Below are 17,241 nucleotides of genomic sequence, written 5' to 3' on the forward strand. Positions count from 1 at the left end.
TGCACCAGGAGCCCTCCGGGGAGACTCTTCCGTCCCGCCCTCATGACCGGGAGAGATTGTTCCGCTGCCCTTCGAGGACTGCCCTCTGAGGCTCGAGTCCGTGGATACCACGATAAGTTTGATTGCCTCCGCTTCGGCATCACGGAACATGCAGATCGCTAGTTTGTTGCCTTCGTCCCGCCATGCCCAAAAGGTGCCGCCAGTCGCCTTTCGTTGCATCCCGGGCCTCCTCTCCATCGTTTCTCGAAGCTGGCTCCATACACCCTCCTCCCAGCGATACTCGCACGCAAAGCCGTAAAATGTCCCGCTCTCATTCACATCCAAAACGATTTGTCTGGGAAAAAGAGGGTTTGGCAGCGTCTCCGACCACAGTTTGCCCCCGCTGTGCCCGCTGCGGCCCACAAGGGCGAACTCGGGTGTGACCGGCTGACACCAGCCCGTCTGACCTACGGTCAGGAACACCACGCTTACCACCCCATGCCAGCACCTTGACCTCGTTAGACAGCTGGCAAGGGCCCCAAAGATAACTCTAGTCCTTTGTGCCCATGTGCTCATTGCAGTTCCTCCACTTAGCAGATTCACAAACACGTAGGAAACCTCCTCAGGCAAGCTTTTTGGCACTTCTCTTTCTTCTTCCCCTGATTCGCCTCCGGAAACATCACGCTGCATGCGCACTTGCAAATGTCCTCCCACTTGCGCTCCTCAATTTTACCGGTTTTCGGATTCGGAGCCCTCCCGATCGCATCGATGCACGCGCCATACTTCTGGTCGCATTCCTCCGAATCCGCAGCAAGGACAGATGCGCAAAACGATGGCGGATTGCCAGCCCTGACGCATCCAAGGAAACGCAACGTGATACTGTGAGGGAGACCCAATCGATTTACAACCAGGATCGGATCATTCCACACAATATGGATCCCAGACACCTGTCCGGCATTCCGCGAAGCGGGATTACGGCACTGCGCCTCACATCCCAGCTCTGGGAGTGGATCTGTGGTGGTCCAGCGACCCATGTGGAAGGTGTAGGCCCGGTATTCGTAGAGTACCAGCCCCGTTGCCGGGTCCGCCCGTTTGGTGCTGAAGCGGAAGGGGTTAGAAGCGCCGGCAAGACCGGTGGTGCGGAGGGCTTCGCCGAAGGGGCCGTATTCGTAATGCGCGGTCTCCGTGCCGGTGCTGGCGTAAACCAATTGCCACACGTTCCCGTTGCCGTCGTACGTGACGAAATGCGTCCCGGACGCTAGACCGCTGGCCAGCCGCACCCACAGCAGACCGCCCACGCCACCGGCACCGTCCAGCGTCTCGCTCAGGTCCAGGCCCCACACGTAGCTGCGCACCAGCGCGTGGTTCGTAGCGTTCAACTCTGCAATGTGCCGGCCGAACCAGACCGGGTCACTCACGAATTTCAGGTCCTCCGTCACCACCCAGACTCCGTTGCTCCACCCGGAGTTCGTCCGCCATGACCTACGCCGTCCTATGAGCCCTTGACTGAGATCCACATGCAGCTAGCCTCGCGCAAGGAATTCGATCTCGTCTGCTACGTTCCACCAGGGCTGCAAAACCCAGACCTCCACACTACCATCTTCAAACCGTAGGAGAACTCCTCCCTCTTGCTCAACATAATAATCCCGCGCACATTTGCTCCGAGGTCTCAATACCGCTTCCACGACCGCCCGGCGGTTGCCATCCACAAGCACGATGTCCCCCGCACGCATCCTTTGGCCGTTCTTATACTTGAGCGCAAATCTGCGTTGGTGCCTTTTCACGGCATTGGTCCTCCGCCTACAACCGGCCGCACCGGCTGAATGCCAGGAGGCAAGGTACTCCCAGGGACAGGTGGAGCAAAGTGACGGTCAAGGAAGCACCGACATTCGGGGTACGGACTCTGCATGACCAAGTACAGGTCTACATGTGGTCCGTCTACCCCATGCCCAGGATTCGGATCCACCTTTCCCATAATCGTGCCGACCGGTGGAACGCATGGCAAACAACCCTTGGTCCTGCGTAAACAACGACTGCAGCGCTTGTCGGCTTCTATCACGGCCCTTGCGATCGCATCTGCCAAGTTTGTTGCCGCGACAACGATATCATGTATCGCTTGCTTACCTTGGGGTGTCTCCAACCACGCCTTGGCTGCCGCGCACGCCACCAGCACCGCGGCGGCTTCCGCTGTGGCCTTAATCAAGACGGCAATCGGAATTCCTATTACGATTGCCCGTCCGTCCCCGTCCAGTTTGTTGAGTGGATCATTGAGAACGAAACCATGAAGATTTCTTCCTCCCAACTCCTCGATCGGATCGCGGCTGAGCCACCAGCCCGTGTTGGGCGAGTAAACGCGGTATTCGTAGAGCACCAGGTCGGTCGAGTTGTCCGTCCGTTTGGTCGAGAACCCAAACGGGTTTTCCTCCGCGATCGGTCCAGTGTGGCGAATCGGCTCCCCAAACGGGCCGTACTCGTAGTGGGCGGTTTGCGAGCCGTCGGACGCGGCGATCAGGCCGACAATATTCCCGTTGCCGTCGTAGGCGCAGAAGTGCGCGCCCGCGTTTGGGCCGGAATGGTGGTTCACCCACAGCAAACCGCCCACACCACCGGCGCCGTCCATCGTCTCGCTCAGGTCCAGACCCCAGACGTAGCTCCGGACGAGCGCGAGGTTCGTCGCGTTCAGCTCTGCAATGTGCCGGCCGAAAAGCACAGGATCACTGACGAACTTCAAGTCCTCCACCACCACCCAAACCCCGTTGCTGAGGACATACGTCGTCTGCCGCGTCCGGCGCCCCAGCGCATCGTACGCCCAGTCCACCCGACGCCAACTGGCCCGATCCGCCGCCCCGTAGCTCATCACGCGCAACAACCGGTTCTCCGCGTCCCAACTGTACACCCACCGCCCGTCCCGAACAAGGTTGCCGTCCGCGTCATAGATCAGGGTTTCGGGAGTCTGCGCTACAAAGTCCGACCGCACCTCCGACTGTACCCGGTCCGGATTGCCCCGCACCACCCCCAGATTCGTCACCACCACGCACACCCACCGGTCCGGTTGTTCACTACCGCCTCCCCATACCAGTGCCTCCCCTGCCGCACCACCGGCGCCCATTCGTTGGTCCCCCACCACAGCGTCACCGTCGCATTCGTCGCTGCCTCGCCCGAGACCGCCAGGTACGGCGGCACCGTCCGACTGGTGTACTGGTTGAGCCGATTGACCGTGTTGGTGCTCCAGTGCAGGCGCTGGCCCCGTTCGTCCCCGCCCCAGGCCCCGGCCGTCCGGTTCCCAATTGCATCGTACCGGTACTCGAACTGTTGCCCCGCCACCGGGCTGCCATCGGCCCAGTAGCGTCGCCCCGACTGCAACTGCCCGTGGGCGTCGTAGCTGTACACCCACCAGCTCCCGTCGGCCCAGTCGGCCCGCACCCGCTGGCCCCGTTCGTCGTAGGTCCAGCGCAGCCGGCTGACTAGCCCTGTAGGCGCTTCTGACTCCTTAAATGCGTCAAGAGCTGCTGCCCTGCGCCTCTGTGTGGCCACAACCGGTGGTCGTGAGCAGGGTAACCTGCGCATCCAAAAACGCGAAATCGGTGAGGCCGAGGCATAATCGAAGAGCGCTCACGACGACCAGAGCGCGCCCTGCGGCGCAGCCCACTGCCTGCCCGCTCCCAATCGACGCCCTTGATCGCACATCTCTCCGGCGCGAGTCGCCTCGTGCCCCCGTCCCGCTTGTCTCACCGTTTCTGCGTTCGCCTACACTGAGTGCCGTAATAACTGCTCCTTCCTCGAGTATTCCTACTCCCAGCGACCGCACGCCCCGCCTGCCCTTTCCTGCCCGCGGGCTGCTAACTGAAACCGGCCGGGGGCTCGCTCATCGGACAACCCGGAGAGAAGCTTGGAACTCCGGGACGGCCTTCAGCATGTGGCTCTGCACGTTCCGTACTTCACCCCGAAGCCTCAGCGACAAACCTGGTGCGTCAGCTGCAACTGCCCGCCCACTTTCCAACTACCACTGCCATGTTGCCTCCTCATCACCGTTTGTTCGACACTCCCTTGTTCGGCTGTGCTACCCCTCGCCTCAACCATTCTTCCGCCTTCCCTCCCACATATTCTTCAAACCATACTTCACGTTTCACGACATCTCCGTCCCTGAGCACTAATAAACCCACCTCCCTAGTGTACCCGTCGCTCCACTCAAACTGGCAGATGGCCCCGCTGCTGCCTTTTAGTCGTTCCATCTCCTGTGCCTCTATTATAGCCCTTTGCCGAATCATTTGTTCATGCTTAATAATCTCTTCCGCAAACTCGGAGATCCCTGGCACGCCGCCGAATTGTCTCTGCAGTCGTTCCGCAATATGGCACACATCGGAAATCCTGTCGGCTATCAGTGCCATGTGAGTAGCCAGCGTGATGGGATAAATAAATGCATATTCTTTGAACTCCTCCGGATGCTTCCTCTGAAACTCACGCACTGCGGGGTGGTAGTGCTTGTGAGAGCAGCATCCACATGCCATGAAGAGCCATAGCAATAGCGCCACGAGCTTCATTGATTATACCTCCACGGATTATACTTACAAGAACACCAATCTTGATCAAGGGCCCGGCAGCGAAATGGTCCTAGCGATTTCACTGCTTTAGTCATGCCCAAACCACCCGCTTCGGCAGTAATGGCATACTCAGCGGTCGCAACCAGCCTTGGCCCATCGCACTTTGCATTTACGGTAACAGTGAACCTTGCCTCGGCTTTGAGATCCGACACCTCATTGAGAAGCGCTGCCAATATCTTTCGCTCCGTCTCATCACTGACCTCCGCCTTGAGCACCTCCTCAATTGCCCTACCCTTCAGAGATTTCCATATGCAATCGCCGAGCAGCTTGGCAAGAGATTTTGGATTATGCGTTGGTATGAGGGTGTTCGGTTGAAAGGAAAACCCTTGGCACAAGTCAATATCGTATGAATCAGGTTCGCCCGGATTGGGCACGGACCCATGTCGGGATCGTTTTGCAACTTCAGCGCATGCAAGCCGCTGATCCAGCCACTTGTCAATTGCGTTGGATAATAAAGATAATCCACAATTGACAAATGCACTAATGATCTCAATGCCTTTGAGCCCAGTTGGATCAATTCGATTTAGCGGTGAGTTTCCGACAAACCCATAAAGATTGCTGCGCCCATGTTCCCCTAACGGGTCTCTATTTGACCACTTTCCCGTGCTGAACGAGTAAACGCGGTGTTCGTAAAGGACGAGGTCGTTGCGTTGTCCGTGCGCTTGGTGGAGAAACGGAATGGGTTCTCTTTAGACATTGGACCGGTGGTGCGGAGGGGTTCGCCCAAGGGGCCGTATTCGTAATGCGCGGTCTCCGTGCCGGTGCTGGCGGAAACCAACTGCCACACGTTCCCGTTGCCGTCGTACGTGACGAAATGCGTCCCGGACGCCGGACCGCTGGCCAGCCGCACCCACAGCAGACCGCGCACGCCACCGGCGCCGTCCAAGGTCTCGCTCAGGTCCAGGCCCCACACGTAGCTGCGCACGAGCGCATGGTTCGTGGCGTTCAGCTCGACCACGTGCCGACCGAACCACACCGCATCGCTCACGAATTTCAGGTCTTCCGTCACCACCCAAACCCCGTTGCTCAGCACGTAGCTCGTCTGCCGGATCCGCCGGCCCAGCGCATCGTACGCCCAGTCCACCCGACGCCAACCGGCCCGATCGCCCGCTCCGTAGCTCATCACACGCACCAACCGGTTCTCCGCGTCCCAACTGTACACCCACCGCCCATCCCGTACAAGGTTGCCATGCTGTTGTCGCTGAGCGTTCCAGGCGCCCTGCCCGCCAACACTTTGCCCGTGATCTTGGCCACCGCACATCAGCTACAGCCAGCCGCCACGCCCGCCACCTTCCCAATGCCCAGCCAGACGGCGCCCGTCGCATCATCCAACGCCGCTGCCGCCAGCAATAAGGATCCCTACAATGCGCCATGCGCGCGTTCGCCGAGACAGTCGCGCCCTTCGTCCCAGCGCGCTCCCCTCCACCCAGCTGCCCTCCAGCAGGTCCCCCAAGACGTCACTTTGCCAACCACAAACATGCATCTTCTCTCAACCACCCCAAGCTGCTTTGATTGAGACCTCGCTTCACAACAGCGCGCTAACCGTGGAACACTTGGTGGACGGCATACAGTCCACTAAGCCAAAAAAAGAACCACAACACATGCAGAATCGCTATGACCCCCAAAAGCGTGCCTATCAATGTCTCATTGACCACCTTGCGAAGGATCACCGCCGTCGCCACCCCGCCCGTGAATGCAGGCAGCGCCCACACGTAAATGAACACAGCTTTTAAATAGCAAGTGATACGTGGCAACTGAAACTCGCCAGCGCTCTTCAACGTCCACCATGCGTAATTAAATTCCACCCGCGCAATTGCATAGGTGAAAAACGCCATAATTAACGAGCACACGACCATGCTCACCATCAATGGCCAGGCCTTTGCCCTTATTTCCATATTTCAGGATTTCCCCTCAGCGGCACACCACTTCTTTCTTCCGTCCACTGGGATACTGAAAAAGGCACGTAAGCCACGACTCAATACACCTCGTACGCACCACTATGGATTTACAACAACAGTCGGATCGTTTACATAGCTCTTTGGCGTGTCTCGATGCAGCTTCCCAAGATGCATTTAATAGCCAGAAGAAATCTTCGTCAGGGTCATACGTTCCATCAGGTGCCATACAATCCTTCATAACTTCCTTGTCGGACGAAGGCGCACCAGGAATCCGATGCCCTTCAGGTATTCTGTCATTCGTATTCTGGCTCCAGCAGCCGACAAAATGTCCAGCCGAACAGGCGTGGTCAAAAACAAACTCGTGCGGATCAGAATACGGCCCATGGCCGAATGCGACTATAATCTCACATTTGGCAACCTTTATAGTTTTGAGCCCAAGCCGATCGACTTCACATGCTGGCCTGTTTAAACAATACGCGTAGATAGGCTCTACTTGTGAAGGACGACTGATTAGCCGCAGGCGAGGAACAACTTGGTCCTCAATCGGATCCCTACTAATCCATCTCCCAAGGTTCGGGTTGTATGTGCGGTATTCGTAGAGTACCAGCCCCATTGCCGGGTCCGCCCGTTTGGTGCTGAAGCGGAAGGGGTTGGAGGGAGCGGCGGGGCCGGTGGTGCGGAGGGGCTCGCCGAAGGGACCGTATTCGTAATGCGCGGTCTCCGTGCCGGTGCTGGCCGAAACCAATTGCCACACGTTCCCGTTGCCGTCGTAGGTGACAAAATGCGCACCCGAGGCCGGACCACCGGCCAGCCGCACCCACAGCAATCCGCCCACGCCACCGGCACCGTCCAGCGTCTCGCTCAAGTCCAGGCCCCACACGTAGCTGCGCACCAGCGCATGGTTCGTCGCGTTCAGCTCCGCAATGTGCCGGCCGAACCAGACCGGATCGCTCACCAATTTCAGGTCCTCCGTCACCACCCAAACCCCGTTGCTCAGCATGTAGCTCGTCTGCCGGATGCGCCGGCCCAGCGCATCGTACGCCCAGTCCACCCGACGCCAACTGGCCCGATCCGCAGCCCCTTAGCTCATCACCGGCACCGGCCGGTTCTCCGCGTCCCAACTTTACATCAGCCGCGCGTCGCGGACAAGGTTCTCGTCAGCCTTACGAACCAACCCGGGGGAATTCAGATTTTTCGAACAGCCAGAAAGCGCGGTATGGAGTCCGGGCGTCATCGTCGCGGGAAGGCTATGGGAAAACGGCGTTCCTCCGATACACGGAGCCGGTGCCCAAAAACTGCAATCTGGCCAGAGGAAAGGCCCATGACTCTACGCCCCAAAGTCCGACCGCACCTCCGGCTGCACCCGGTCCAGATTGCCCCGCACCACCCCCAGGTTCGTCACCACCACCCACACCCCGCCGATGCGGCGCACACCCGCAGATCGCTGGTTTGCACCCTACCCGCGCCGGCAGCGGGCAGCAGTTTATCAGCCCGACCCCGACAAGCCGCCGAACCGCAGCAAACGCAACCCCTTGGTCCGGGCATCGGGAGCATGAAGGTTTTTCAAGCCCACAGAGCACGCACAACACACAGAAGCCAGGAAATGCCGAAGTCATCTTGGAATGCATCCCGGATCCGGCGCGCCCGGGTCCCTGCTCATCCTGGGTTTTCTGTGTAGTCTGTATATTCTGTGGGCTTTCCGGAGACGTGCTTCGTCGGCTCCTTTCAAGGACGCGTGCAAGCCGCCCGGTGTGTCGCGCAGGCTTCCCAACCTTGCGGGTTGCCTTTGGACTTGCCAGAGGGTTGCGGGTGCTTCGATGTGTTCCGCGTGATCGACGAGGCACGGAAAGAAGCCGACGGTGAAAGCAGGGAGTCCCTCCCAACGGCGTGGATCACGGGCGCCGGCGGTCTGTTGGGCCATGCGTTGGTCGAGGTGGGACGGGCCCTCGGGGTGCCCTGGATCCTGCGGCCGTTGACGCGAGAGGAGGTCGATTTGGCGGATTTCCGATCGGTGGAAGCATGCTGGAATCGGGACCGTCCCGCGCTGGTGATTCATTGCGCCGCGCTGAGCCGGTCGCCGGTGTGTCAGGCCCAACCCCGGCTGGCTTGGGAACAAAACGTGGAGGTCACGCGCCGGTTGGTAACACTGGCCGGGGAGGCCGTCTTCGTGTTTTTCTCGAGCGATCTGGTGTTCGACGGTCGGAAGGGCGGGTACAGGGAGGAAGATCCGCCGAACCCGCTGAATGTGTACGGGGAGACGAAAGCGGCGGCGGAACAGGTGGTGCGCGCCCATCCCCGGCATCTGATTGTGCGGACGTCACTGAACGGGGGACGTTCGCCCACGGGCGATCGGGGGTTCAACGAGCAGTTGTGCAGGGCGTGGGCCGCCGGTGAAACAACCACGTTGTTTGTGGATGAGTATCGTTGTCCCATTGCGGCCACGGAAACGGCACGCAGGGTCTGGCAGTTGATCCTGCGGGGTGCGAGCGGGACGTTCCACGTGGCGGGCGGGGAACGGCTGTCGCGATGGGAGCTGGGCTGTCTGCTGGCTGCGCGGTGGCTGGAGCTGCGACCGCGGCTGCAGCCCGAATCGCTCCGGGACTACGCGGGTCCGCCCCGGCCGGCGGACACGTCCCTGGACTGCCACAAAGCCGAGGCGTTGCTGGGGGAGCCAATGCCGAAGTTTCGCGAGTGGCTGGCCCTGCAGCCCCCGGGTTCCTTCTAGACGTGCAGGGCCATGGAGGGCCATTGCCAAAGTATCTTGCCCGCCGCCGCGCAAGGTCCACGTCCGTATCGCGGTCGGCTGGCACCCTCGCCCACGGGTTACCTCCATTTGGGGCATGCACGGACGTTTTGGACGGCTCAGATCCGGGCCCGTAAGGCCGGGGGCATGCTGGTGCTGCGGGTGGAGGACCTGGACGGGCCGCGCTGCAAGCCGGAGTTCATGGAGGCCTTGTTCGAGGACCTGCGCTGGTTTGGCTTCCAATGGCAGGAAGGTCCGGACGTCGGCGGGCCGTGGGGGCCCTACCGGCAGAGCGAGCGCCGGGCCTTCTATGAACGTGCACTGGAACGACTGCAGGCCGGCGGCTGGGTGTATCCCTGCCGTTGTTCGCGCAGGGAGGTGGCCGCTGCTGCGCGTGCGCCCCATGCCGAGGACGAGGATGAACCGATCTATCCGGGCACGTGCCGGCCACGAGCCGACGGGGTGGCACCTTCGCCGGAGGGCCGGTTCCATTGGCGATTTCGCGTGCCCGACGGCGACGTGATCGAGTTCGAGGACGGTTGTCACGGGCCGCAACGGTTCGTGGCCGGGCAGGACTTCGGCGATTTCATCGTCTGGCGAAGCGACGGGGTGCCGGCCTACCAGCTGGCCTGCGTCGTGGATGACGCGTGCATGCAAATCACGGAAGTGGTGCGGGGTGCGGACCTGCTCCGGTCCACGGCACGTCAGCTTCTTCTCTATCGAGCCCTCGGCTGGGATCCGCCCCGCTTTTATCACTGTCCGCTGCTCACCGATGCCTCAGGGCGCCGACTCGCCAAGCGCCACGCGGCGCTGAGCCTGCGAACCTTGCGGGAGCGGGGATGGCGCCCCGAGCATTTGCGGGCGCTGTGGGCGCAACCGGACGCAGGTCTGCCGCTCCTGCTGCAGGCCCAGGGGCCGTGAGGCGGAGACGCGGGCGCCCGGTTTCCACGGGGCTGCTGCCAGAGCGGGCCCGGCCATCGGATGCGCCTCTTCGTCGTGCACGCGGCGTGTTCGTTCAGGTGTGGTAGTGCACCGGGTTTGCCTGTGGAGAGGCACGCCGGGTTTGCACGGGGGAACCCGGGCCCGGCGCGCATGCGGCCGCGCTGCATTTCGCCAGGGTCGCGAGGTCCGGCTTAAAACAAGACGTCTCTGCCCGGTTCCTGGACACATGGGGTCGGCGCAACATTGCGCGGTTCTTTCGGAGTGCGTCGGATTGCCCCCAAAGTCGGGCGAAGGCGGGACCGTCCGGGGCGGGAGGTCGCTGGTATCGTTTTTGCTTGTGCTGGAACCACATGGCACGGGCGGCGACAAGGCGACGCGTATGGAGGCACCTCTGCGGATTCTGCACCTGGAAGATGACGTGGACTATGCAGCGCTGGTGGCAGCCTGGTTGAAGGAGGCGGGCATATCAGCGGAGATCACGGCGGTGCAGGACCTCGAATCCTTTCAGCAGGCGCTCGAGCGGAATGAGTTCGACCTCATCCTGAGCGATTACCATTTGCCGCGCTGCACCGGTTTGGATGCACTGGCGGTGGCCCGAACGGCATGCCCCGACACGCCCTTCGTGCTGGCCTCGGGAACCGCGGGCGAGGCCGCGGCCATCGAAAGTCTCCGGCAGGGGGCCACGGACTACGTTCTCAAGCAGTGGACTGATCGGCTGGTGCCCACGATTCGGCGTGCGCTGCATCAGGCGCAGGAACGCAAACGCCTGCGGCGCTTGCAGGAGGAAGTCGAACGCCGCGAGCGCGTGTTGCGGGCGCTCACCGAGAACGTCCTCGACCTGGTGGTTCTCCTGGACGGGCACGGGCGAATTGCCTATGCAAGCCCGTCTGCGGAGCTCGTGCTGGGGTACCCGCATGAAGGACTGGCGGGGCAGGACTGGTTCGAGTTTGTGCATCCGGAGGACGTGGGGCCGCTGCGGGCCTGCTTCGAAGCCGCCAAACATGCGGAGACGCCCACGTGCCGGACGGAGTTCCGCATGTGTCACCGAAACGGTCAATGGCGCCTGCTGGAGGCCGTGGTTCGCAACCGGATCGAGGAACCGGATCTGGCGGGTCTGGTGATGACCTGTCGGGACATCACAGAGCGCAAGGAGGCCGAGCTTCAAGCGGCGACTTTGGCCCGGCTGGGAGGTCAGCTCAACGCCGCACCGAGTTTCCTCGAGGCCGCCCGGGCCATCGCTCGGGCCGCCTCGGACCTGCTGGCCTGGGACGCGTTCGTGCTGGCGTTGTGGGATGCGAAGTCGCAGCGGCTCAGCACCGTCCTGGCGGTGGACACCGTCCGGGGCCAACGCGTGGAGATCCCGCCCGATCCCGCGCCGCAGTCCCCCAGCCCTCTGGCCCTCCGGGTCCTAGAAGAGGGGCCGCTGCTGTTGCTTCGGGAGCCCCCGTTGACGCATCCGACCGACACCCACATGTTCGGCGACGTGGATCGGCCTTCGGCTTCGCTTTTGTGGGCGCCGATCCGGCACGCCGGGCAGGTCGAGGGTCTCCTCTCGGTGCAGAGTTACCGGTTTGCCGCCTATCAACAAAGCCATCTGCGGATTCTGGTCTCGCTGGCCGACCACTGCAGTGGCGCTCTGGCACGGTTGCGGGCCGAGCAGGCCCTGCGTCGGGCGGAGCGCCGCTACCGCGGGCTGTTCGAGAATTCGCCCGACGCGATCCTGGTGCTCGACATGGAGGGGCGGGTGCGGGATGCGAACGCGGCGGCCGGGCAGTTGGCGGGAGCCCCCGTGGCCTCGCTGCTGGGGCGGTCGTGGCTGGAGTTTGTCCCGCCGGAGGAACGGCCCGCCCTGCGCATGGCCTGGCAGCAGGAAAACGGCGGGCGTCCGCCCGATCATGCCGAAGGCCATTGGTTGCGCGTGGACGGGCGCAGTGTGCCGGTGGAGCTTCTGGCACGTCCCGTGGACCACGCCGGGGAGCCGTCCATCCTGCTGCACGTGCGCGACGTCAGCGCGCGCAAACAGGCCGAGTCGGCCCTGCGCGAATCGGAGCGGCTGTTTTTTTCCGTGTGGGAGAATTCCGTGGACGGAATGCGGTTGACGGACGGCGCCGGACGGATCGTGGCAGTCAACGAGGCCTTCTGCCGGTTGGTGCAAAGGCCCCGCAAGGACCTGGAGGGCCGGTTGCTGACCGTCCTGTATCCCGAGGGACCCGAGACCGAGGCGCTGCTGGAGCAATACCGTCGCGGCTTCCGACTTCGCACCCTGGAGAAACGCGCGCACCACCGGCTCACGCTGCCCGACGGCGCCGTGCGCGAGCTGGAGTTGAGCCACACCTTCATCGAGGCGCCGGGGCGTCCGCCGTTGCTGCTGAGTCTGTTTCGCGATTTGACGGAACAACGCCGGCTGGAGGAGCAACTGCGGCACGCCCAAAAAATGGAGGCCATCGGCCAGTTGGCCGGCGGCGTGGCGCACGACTTCAACAACCTGCTGACGGTGATCCAGGGCAATGCCACGTTGCTGTTGAGTGCCGGCAACCTGCCCCCTGCCCACTGGCATGCTGCGCATCAGATCAGTCAGGCCGCCGAACGCGCGGCGAATCTGACGCGTCAGTTGCTGACCTTCAGTCGGCGCCAGGTCCTCCAACCGCGCACGCTGGATTTGAACGAGCTGGTGCATCAACTGAGTCGGATGCTCGGACGAGTGCTGGGCGAGGACATTGTCCTGCGGCTGCAGTTCTCCCGCGAACCGGCCTGGGTGATGGCGGATCCGGGCATGCTGGAGCAGGTGGTCTTGAACCTGGTGGTCAACGCGCGCGACGCCATGCCCGAAGGGGGCCAGTTGGATGTGAGCGTCCGAATCGTGGAGGTCACACCCGAGCATCTCGAACGCAATCCCCAGGCCCGCCCCGGGCCGGCCGTGGAGCTGAGCGTCACCGACACCGGTTGCGGAATCCCGCCGGAGAACCTCAAACGCATCTTCGAACCGTTCTTTACGACCAAGGAGGTGGGCAAGGGCACCGGACTGGGTCTGGCGACCGTGTACGGGATTGTGGAGCAGCATCAGGGGTGGATCGAGGTGGAAAGCCGCGTGGGCGAGGGCAGCACGTTTCGAGTCTTTCTCCCCCATCAGGTCCCCGGCCAACCCACTTCGGAGGCGCGCGAGGAGCCGCAGCTCGGTCCGCAGGGCCGGGAGACCATTCTGGTGGTGGAGGATGAGCCTTCCGTGCGCGAGCTGGTGGCCACGCTGTTGGAGCATCACGGATACCGTGTATTGCAGGCGGCGCACGGCCCGGAGGCCCTGGAGCTGTGGCAGCAACACGGCCCGCAGATCGACCTGCTTTTGACGGACCTGGTCATGCCGCGCCGGATGAACGGCCGGCAGTTGGCGGAGCGGCTCTGGCAGGATCGTCCGGAGCTGAAGGTGATCTTCACCAGCGGCTACAGCGCTGACGTGGTGGGCCGGGATTTCGTACTGCGTCCCGGCCTGGTGTACCTGCAAAAACCCTATCCGCCGGGGCGCCTCGCTCAACTGGTGCGGGAGACGCTCGATGGCACGGGAGCAGCGGCCTGAGCCAGGGGAGCGGATCCTTCCCTCCGCCGCAGGCGCAGGTTTCGCAGCAGGAGCCCGGGAAGGCGTTTCCCTTCAGAAACCGGTCCCTCTGGGTCAACTCCCTGCCCACGGTTTTTTTTGGCAGTGTGGCACGGCTCCCACCACCCTCCGGCGCCCGTTTCAGCGGCGGAACAGCCACAGGAGCAGTGTCAACACCGCGCTCAAAAGCAGGCAGGTGACAATGGGAAAGTGAAAGCTGAAATTGCCGCGCGTGTAATGAATGTCGCCGGGCAATCGTCCCAGCCAGCCGCGATCCCAGCCGGTCCAAAGCAACACGCCGACTGCTGCCATGAGCAGTCCCGCGATGACCAGCAGTTTGCCCAATTCATTCATAACACGCCGTCCTTGTCCCCGGCCCCGACCCCACGGGTCCGGGCATCTTGCATGCCGGGACAACGTTTCAAGAAAGCGGAAGATCCGCTCCCCGGCAAGTCCGGCACCCGGCTCACGGGTTGCGTTTTGTGCGTTTGGCGAGCAACTTGGAACGCCGGCGCGGGTTGATCCGAACTCCGGGGCCCCGCCCGGGCCGGTAACGTCCTCCCGGGCAAGGAGGCCCGTCGGAGAAAAGCGGCAGTCACCCGAAACCGGGTTGCTCGGGCCCGCCCACCGGAGACGGGCGGGAGGCTGCCGTAGCTGCCGCGTGTCTGGGCAAACGGGCATGAACTCGAGATCCATGTCGTATCGGGCGCCGCGAATGACCACCGGCATCGAGCCGGAGGAGCGTCTGTTGGCCCTGGCCGTCGAGGTGTTGGAGCGGGCCGACCGCGATCACCCGGCGGATCGGGTCCTGCGCGAGGTACTGCATCGGGAGTCCAGCCTCTCGCAGGCGGGCGCCACGCGCGTGAGCCGGTGGGTGTTCCAGTTTTACCGGTGGAAGGGCTGGTTGAAGGACGAGCGGGGCCTCGTGCGCAAAATCCGCAAGGCGGAGGAACTGGCGGAACGGTTCGAGAAGAATCCCTTCAGCCTGCGCGCCGAAACCCTGCGGGCCAAAGCGGTGCCGTCGTGGGTTCACGAGGTGATGGACGTTTCGGATGCCTGGCTGCGCAGTTTGCAACGGGAACCACGGCTGTTCATTCGCGCCCGCCCCGGCCAGGGCCGGGCCCTGATGGACAGCCTGGGACACCTGCGCAAGACGTACCTTCCGGACGCCTACATCTACGAGGGCAAAAAGGACCTGTTCCGCACGCCCGACTTTGCCCACGGCCGTTTTGAAATCCAGGACATCGCCTCCCAGATTGTCGGGCATCTCTGCGCACCGCAGCCCGGGGAAAACTGGTGGGACGCCTGCGCCGGCGAGGGCGGCAAAACGCTGCATCTGGCGGATCTGATGCAAAACCGCGGCCAGGTGTGGGCCACGGACACCGCCGAGTGGAGACTCGAGCGGCTGCGTCGGCGCGCCGCCCGGGCCAAGGTTTTCAACTACCAGGCGTCGGTGTGGGATGGCGGCCCGCAGCGGCCGATGACGATTCTGTTCGACGGGGTTCTGGTGGACGCCCCCTGCACGGGGATCGGCACGTGGCAGCGCAATCCCCACGCGCGCTGGACCACCCGGCCCGAGGACGTCCAGGAACTGAGCGCCTTGCAGAAGCGGCTGCTCGAGCACGTCGCCCCCGCTGTCAAGCCCGGCGGCCGGCTCGTGTATGCGGTCTGTACCATGACGCGGGCCGAGACCACCGAAGTGGTGGCGGCGTTTCAAGCGTCTCATCCGGAGTTCGAGCCCCTGCCCTTGCGCTGGCCGCTGCCCGGGCTGCCGGACTGGCACACGCCCACCCTGATGCTCTGGCCGCAGGACACGGGCGGCAACGGGATGTTCATCGCCGCCTGGCGGCGCCGAAAGACAGACGAGCCCACCGCGCCGGGTTCCGGCTCTGCTCAGTTCGACCGGAACAAGTCGTCCGAGCCCGGCGAAGCGCTGCCTTCCCAAACCTTGTTGGGTCCGGCGGAGCGGATCAGCACCGAATTGCCGGAAAAATAGAAGGCCAGGGGCGTTCCCCATGGATCGACCAGTTCGCCCTTGGCGTTTCGGTCGTTCTTGCGCACCGTCAGAATCACCACTTTCTCCGGTCCCTGTCCCGACAACGCCCGCGCAATGTCCAGATTCTGGCCAGTGGGGTAATGTCCGGTGAACTCCTTGTACTGCTGGAGGGCCAGCAAAAGGTTGCCGGCGTCTTCGACGAATTTGGCCCGTTGAGCATCCATGCGTTGCGCCGACCACCGCAAAGACTGCCAACCGGCCCCCAACAGGGCCGCGCCTGCCAGAATCGCCCACAGTACCTTCTTCACACCTGCCAAAGAGGCAGGTTGAATGCCAAACCTTGCGGAGCCGGGGTTGGGTCGGTCAGAAGGCCCGTCCGGGCGTCGGATCATCCAAGAGCAAGCTGTCCGACACGAAGGGCTTCCGGCCCGGGGCTTGCCGGGCCGGGCGTGCCGCTGCTCATGAGGAAGGGCGCAACGGACCGGTGCGCGGCGGGGCCGTGCTGGCGCGCACGGCGAGCGTGACCGGCAGCCGAATCGACTCGGCGCTCTGCCGCCGGAGAAGTCGGGACATGAGATTCATGGCGGCGTTCCCCAGGCGCCGTTTGGGCTGGCGCAGAGTCGTCAGCGGCACCCGGAAGTACTCCGCGGCCAGCGTGTTGCCATAGCCCACCAGGGAGATGTCCTGCGGAATTCGCACTCCGTGCTCCAACAGGTAATGACCGCAGCCAATGGCGGTGAGGTCGTTGGAGGCGAACACCGCGGTGGCATCCGGGGCCTCCGTCAACAGGTGCTGCGCGGCGTGCACGCCGTCTTCGATCGTGGTGCCCCCGGGAAACAGGAGGCGATCTTCGGGTTCGATGCCCTCCTCGCGCAGGGCGCGGCGGTAGCCCTCCAGCCGTTCCTGGGCCCAAGGGGCGGCGATGGGCCCGGCGAGGAAAGCGATCCGACGGTGGCCGAGTTCGAGGAGGTGGCGCGTGGCCAGGTAGGCGCCCGTGACGTCGTCCCCCGCGGCGCTGGGGAACTGCTCGCAGTGCGGCGGGGGCTGACCCAACAGGACCACCGGGGTCTGGCTGGCGGCCAGCTCCTGATAGATGCGTGCTTCGCCCTGCAGCCGGGGCACCGGACAGAGAAACAGGCCCTCGACGCGTCGGGACAGCATGCGGCGAATGGCGTATTCTTCGCGCTCGAGCAGGTTCAGGGTGTGCGCGCAGATCAGATCGTATCCCAGTTCATGGGTTCGCTCTTCGAGGGCCAGCAGGATTCGCGCATACACCGGGTGCGTCACGGCCGGGATGATGACGCCGAACAGGCGGGTGGCACGGGTGCGCAAGCCCTGGGCCACGGCATCCGGCACGTACCCCATTTCGCGGGCGAGGGCCTGGATGCGTGCGCGGGTCGCTTCGGCCACGTCCGGAGCGTCTCGGAGCGCCTTGGACACGGTCATGACCGAGACGCCGGCGCGCAGCGCGATGTCTTTCAAGCGCACCATGG

At 63.3% G+C, this 17,241-nt stretch carries 15 protein-coding genes; 4 read left to right on the top strand and 11 right to left on the bottom strand.

Translation table 11 applies throughout. From position 1 onward, the window contains the following. Nucleotides 1–578 precede the first annotated feature (578 nt). From ACPDIT_RS01570 to ACPDIT_RS01605, 8 genes are all read right to left on the bottom strand, one after another. A complete protein-coding gene (locus ACPDIT_RS01570) occupies nucleotides 579–1,421 on the bottom strand; it encodes an RHS repeat domain-containing protein (protein ID WP_423440940.1) in 843 nt (280 codons plus the stop codon). Between the two features lie 338 nt (nucleotides 1,422–1,759). Continuing rightward, on the bottom strand, nucleotides 1,760–3,088 hold the full coding sequence (locus tag ACPDIT_RS01575; RefSeq protein ID WP_423440941.1) for an RHS repeat domain-containing protein: 1,329 nt from the start codon (nucleotides 3,086–3,088) through the stop codon (nucleotides 1,760–1,762). Continuing rightward, nucleotides 3,004–3,513, bottom strand: a complete 510-nt coding sequence (locus ACPDIT_RS01580; RefSeq protein ID WP_423440942.1) for a hypothetical protein — start codon at nucleotides 3,511–3,513, stop codon at nucleotides 3,004–3,006. Before ACPDIT_RS01580 ends, ACPDIT_RS01575 begins: the two co-directional genes overlap by 85 nt. Nucleotides 3,514–4,004: 491 nt before the next feature. Further along, the gene (locus ACPDIT_RS01585; RefSeq protein WP_423440944.1) at nucleotides 4,005–4,520 is read right to left on the bottom strand and encodes a hypothetical protein; all 516 of its coding nucleotides are present in this window, start codon (nucleotides 4,518–4,520) and stop codon (nucleotides 4,005–4,007) included. Beyond that, nucleotides 4,517–5,260 (bottom strand): RHS repeat-associated core domain-containing protein, encoded by a 744-nt coding sequence (locus ACPDIT_RS01590; protein ID WP_423442557.1) that lies wholly within the window; start codon nucleotides 5,258–5,260, stop codon nucleotides 4,517–4,519. The genes ACPDIT_RS01585 and ACPDIT_RS01590 overlap by 4 nt, the downstream gene beginning before the upstream one ends. Further along, the gene (locus tag ACPDIT_RS01595) at nucleotides 5,155–5,742 is read right to left on the bottom strand and encodes a hypothetical protein (RefSeq protein WP_423440945.1); all 588 of its coding nucleotides are present in this window, start codon (nucleotides 5,740–5,742) and stop codon (nucleotides 5,155–5,157) included. The genes ACPDIT_RS01590 and ACPDIT_RS01595 overlap by 106 nt, the downstream gene beginning before the upstream one ends. A gap of 376 nt (nucleotides 5,743–6,118) precedes the next feature. After that, on the bottom strand, nucleotides 6,119–6,304 hold the full coding sequence (locus ACPDIT_RS01600; RefSeq protein WP_423440946.1) for a hypothetical protein: 186 nt from the start codon (nucleotides 6,302–6,304) through the stop codon (nucleotides 6,119–6,121). Nucleotides 6,305–6,491: 187 nt separating this feature from the next. After that, entirely contained in the window at nucleotides 6,492–7,529 is a 1,038-nt protein-coding gene (locus ACPDIT_RS01605; protein ID WP_423440948.1) for an RHS repeat domain-containing protein, read from the bottom strand. A gap of 735 nt (nucleotides 7,530–8,264) precedes the next feature. Here ACPDIT_RS01605 and ACPDIT_RS01610 point away from each other — a divergent pair. The 3 genes from ACPDIT_RS01610 to ACPDIT_RS01620 all read left to right on the top strand — a co-directional run bounded on the left by ACPDIT_RS01610 (nucleotide 8,265) and on the right by ACPDIT_RS01620 (nucleotide 13,734). Then, on the top strand, nucleotides 8,265–9,203 hold the full coding sequence (locus ACPDIT_RS01610; RefSeq protein ID WP_423440949.1) for an SDR family oxidoreductase: 939 nt from the start codon (nucleotides 8,265–8,267) through the stop codon (nucleotides 9,201–9,203). A 12-nt stretch (nucleotides 9,204–9,215) separates the two neighbouring features. Continuing rightward, nucleotides 9,216–10,142 carry a tRNA glutamyl-Q(34) synthetase GluQRS gene (gene gluQRS / locus ACPDIT_RS01615; RefSeq protein ID WP_423440950.1) on the top strand — a complete coding sequence of 309 codons (927 nt, stop codon included), beginning with the start codon at nucleotides 9,216–9,218 and terminating at the stop codon, nucleotides 10,140–10,142. 400 nt (nucleotides 10,143–10,542) lie between these two features. Next, nucleotides 10,543–13,734, top strand: a complete 3,192-nt coding sequence (locus tag ACPDIT_RS01620) for a PAS domain S-box protein (RefSeq protein ID WP_423440952.1) — start codon at nucleotides 10,543–10,545, stop codon at nucleotides 13,732–13,734. A gap of 159 nt (nucleotides 13,735–13,893) precedes the next feature. On the opposite strand, the gene ACPDIT_RS01625 is transcribed toward ACPDIT_RS01620, so the two are convergent. Further along, nucleotides 13,894–14,106: a DUF2905 domain-containing protein gene (locus tag ACPDIT_RS01625; RefSeq protein WP_423440953.1), complete on the bottom strand. Its 213-nt coding sequence runs from the start codon at nucleotides 14,104–14,106 to the stop codon at nucleotides 13,894–13,896. A gap of 325 nt (nucleotides 14,107–14,431) precedes the next feature. Between ACPDIT_RS01625 and ACPDIT_RS01630 the strand changes: the two genes are divergently transcribed. Then, the gene (locus ACPDIT_RS01630; RefSeq protein WP_423440955.1) at nucleotides 14,432–15,748 is read left to right on the top strand and encodes an RsmB/NOP family class I SAM-dependent RNA methyltransferase; all 1,317 of its coding nucleotides are present in this window, start codon (nucleotides 14,432–14,434) and stop codon (nucleotides 15,746–15,748) included. Here the strand turns inward: ACPDIT_RS01630 and ACPDIT_RS01635 are convergent. Both ACPDIT_RS01635 and ACPDIT_RS01640 read right to left on the bottom strand, forming a co-directional pair. Beyond that, a complete protein-coding gene (locus ACPDIT_RS01635; protein ID WP_423440957.1) occupies nucleotides 15,646–16,056 on the bottom strand; it encodes a hypothetical protein in 411 nt (136 codons plus the stop codon). The genes ACPDIT_RS01630 and ACPDIT_RS01635 overlap by 103 nt on opposite strands. Nucleotides 16,057–16,207: 151 nt before the next feature. Next, nucleotides 16,208–17,239, bottom strand: coding sequence for a LacI family DNA-binding transcriptional regulator (locus tag ACPDIT_RS01640; protein ID WP_423440958.1), 1,032 nt, complete (start codon nucleotides 17,237–17,239; stop codon nucleotides 16,208–16,210). Nucleotides 17,240–17,241: the final 2 nt, after the last annotated feature.

The sequence above is a fragment of the Limisphaera sp. VF-2 genome (genome assembly GCF_049537125.1).
Classification (GTDB): Bacteria; Verrucomicrobiota; Verrucomicrobiia; order Limisphaerales; family Limisphaeraceae; genus Limisphaera.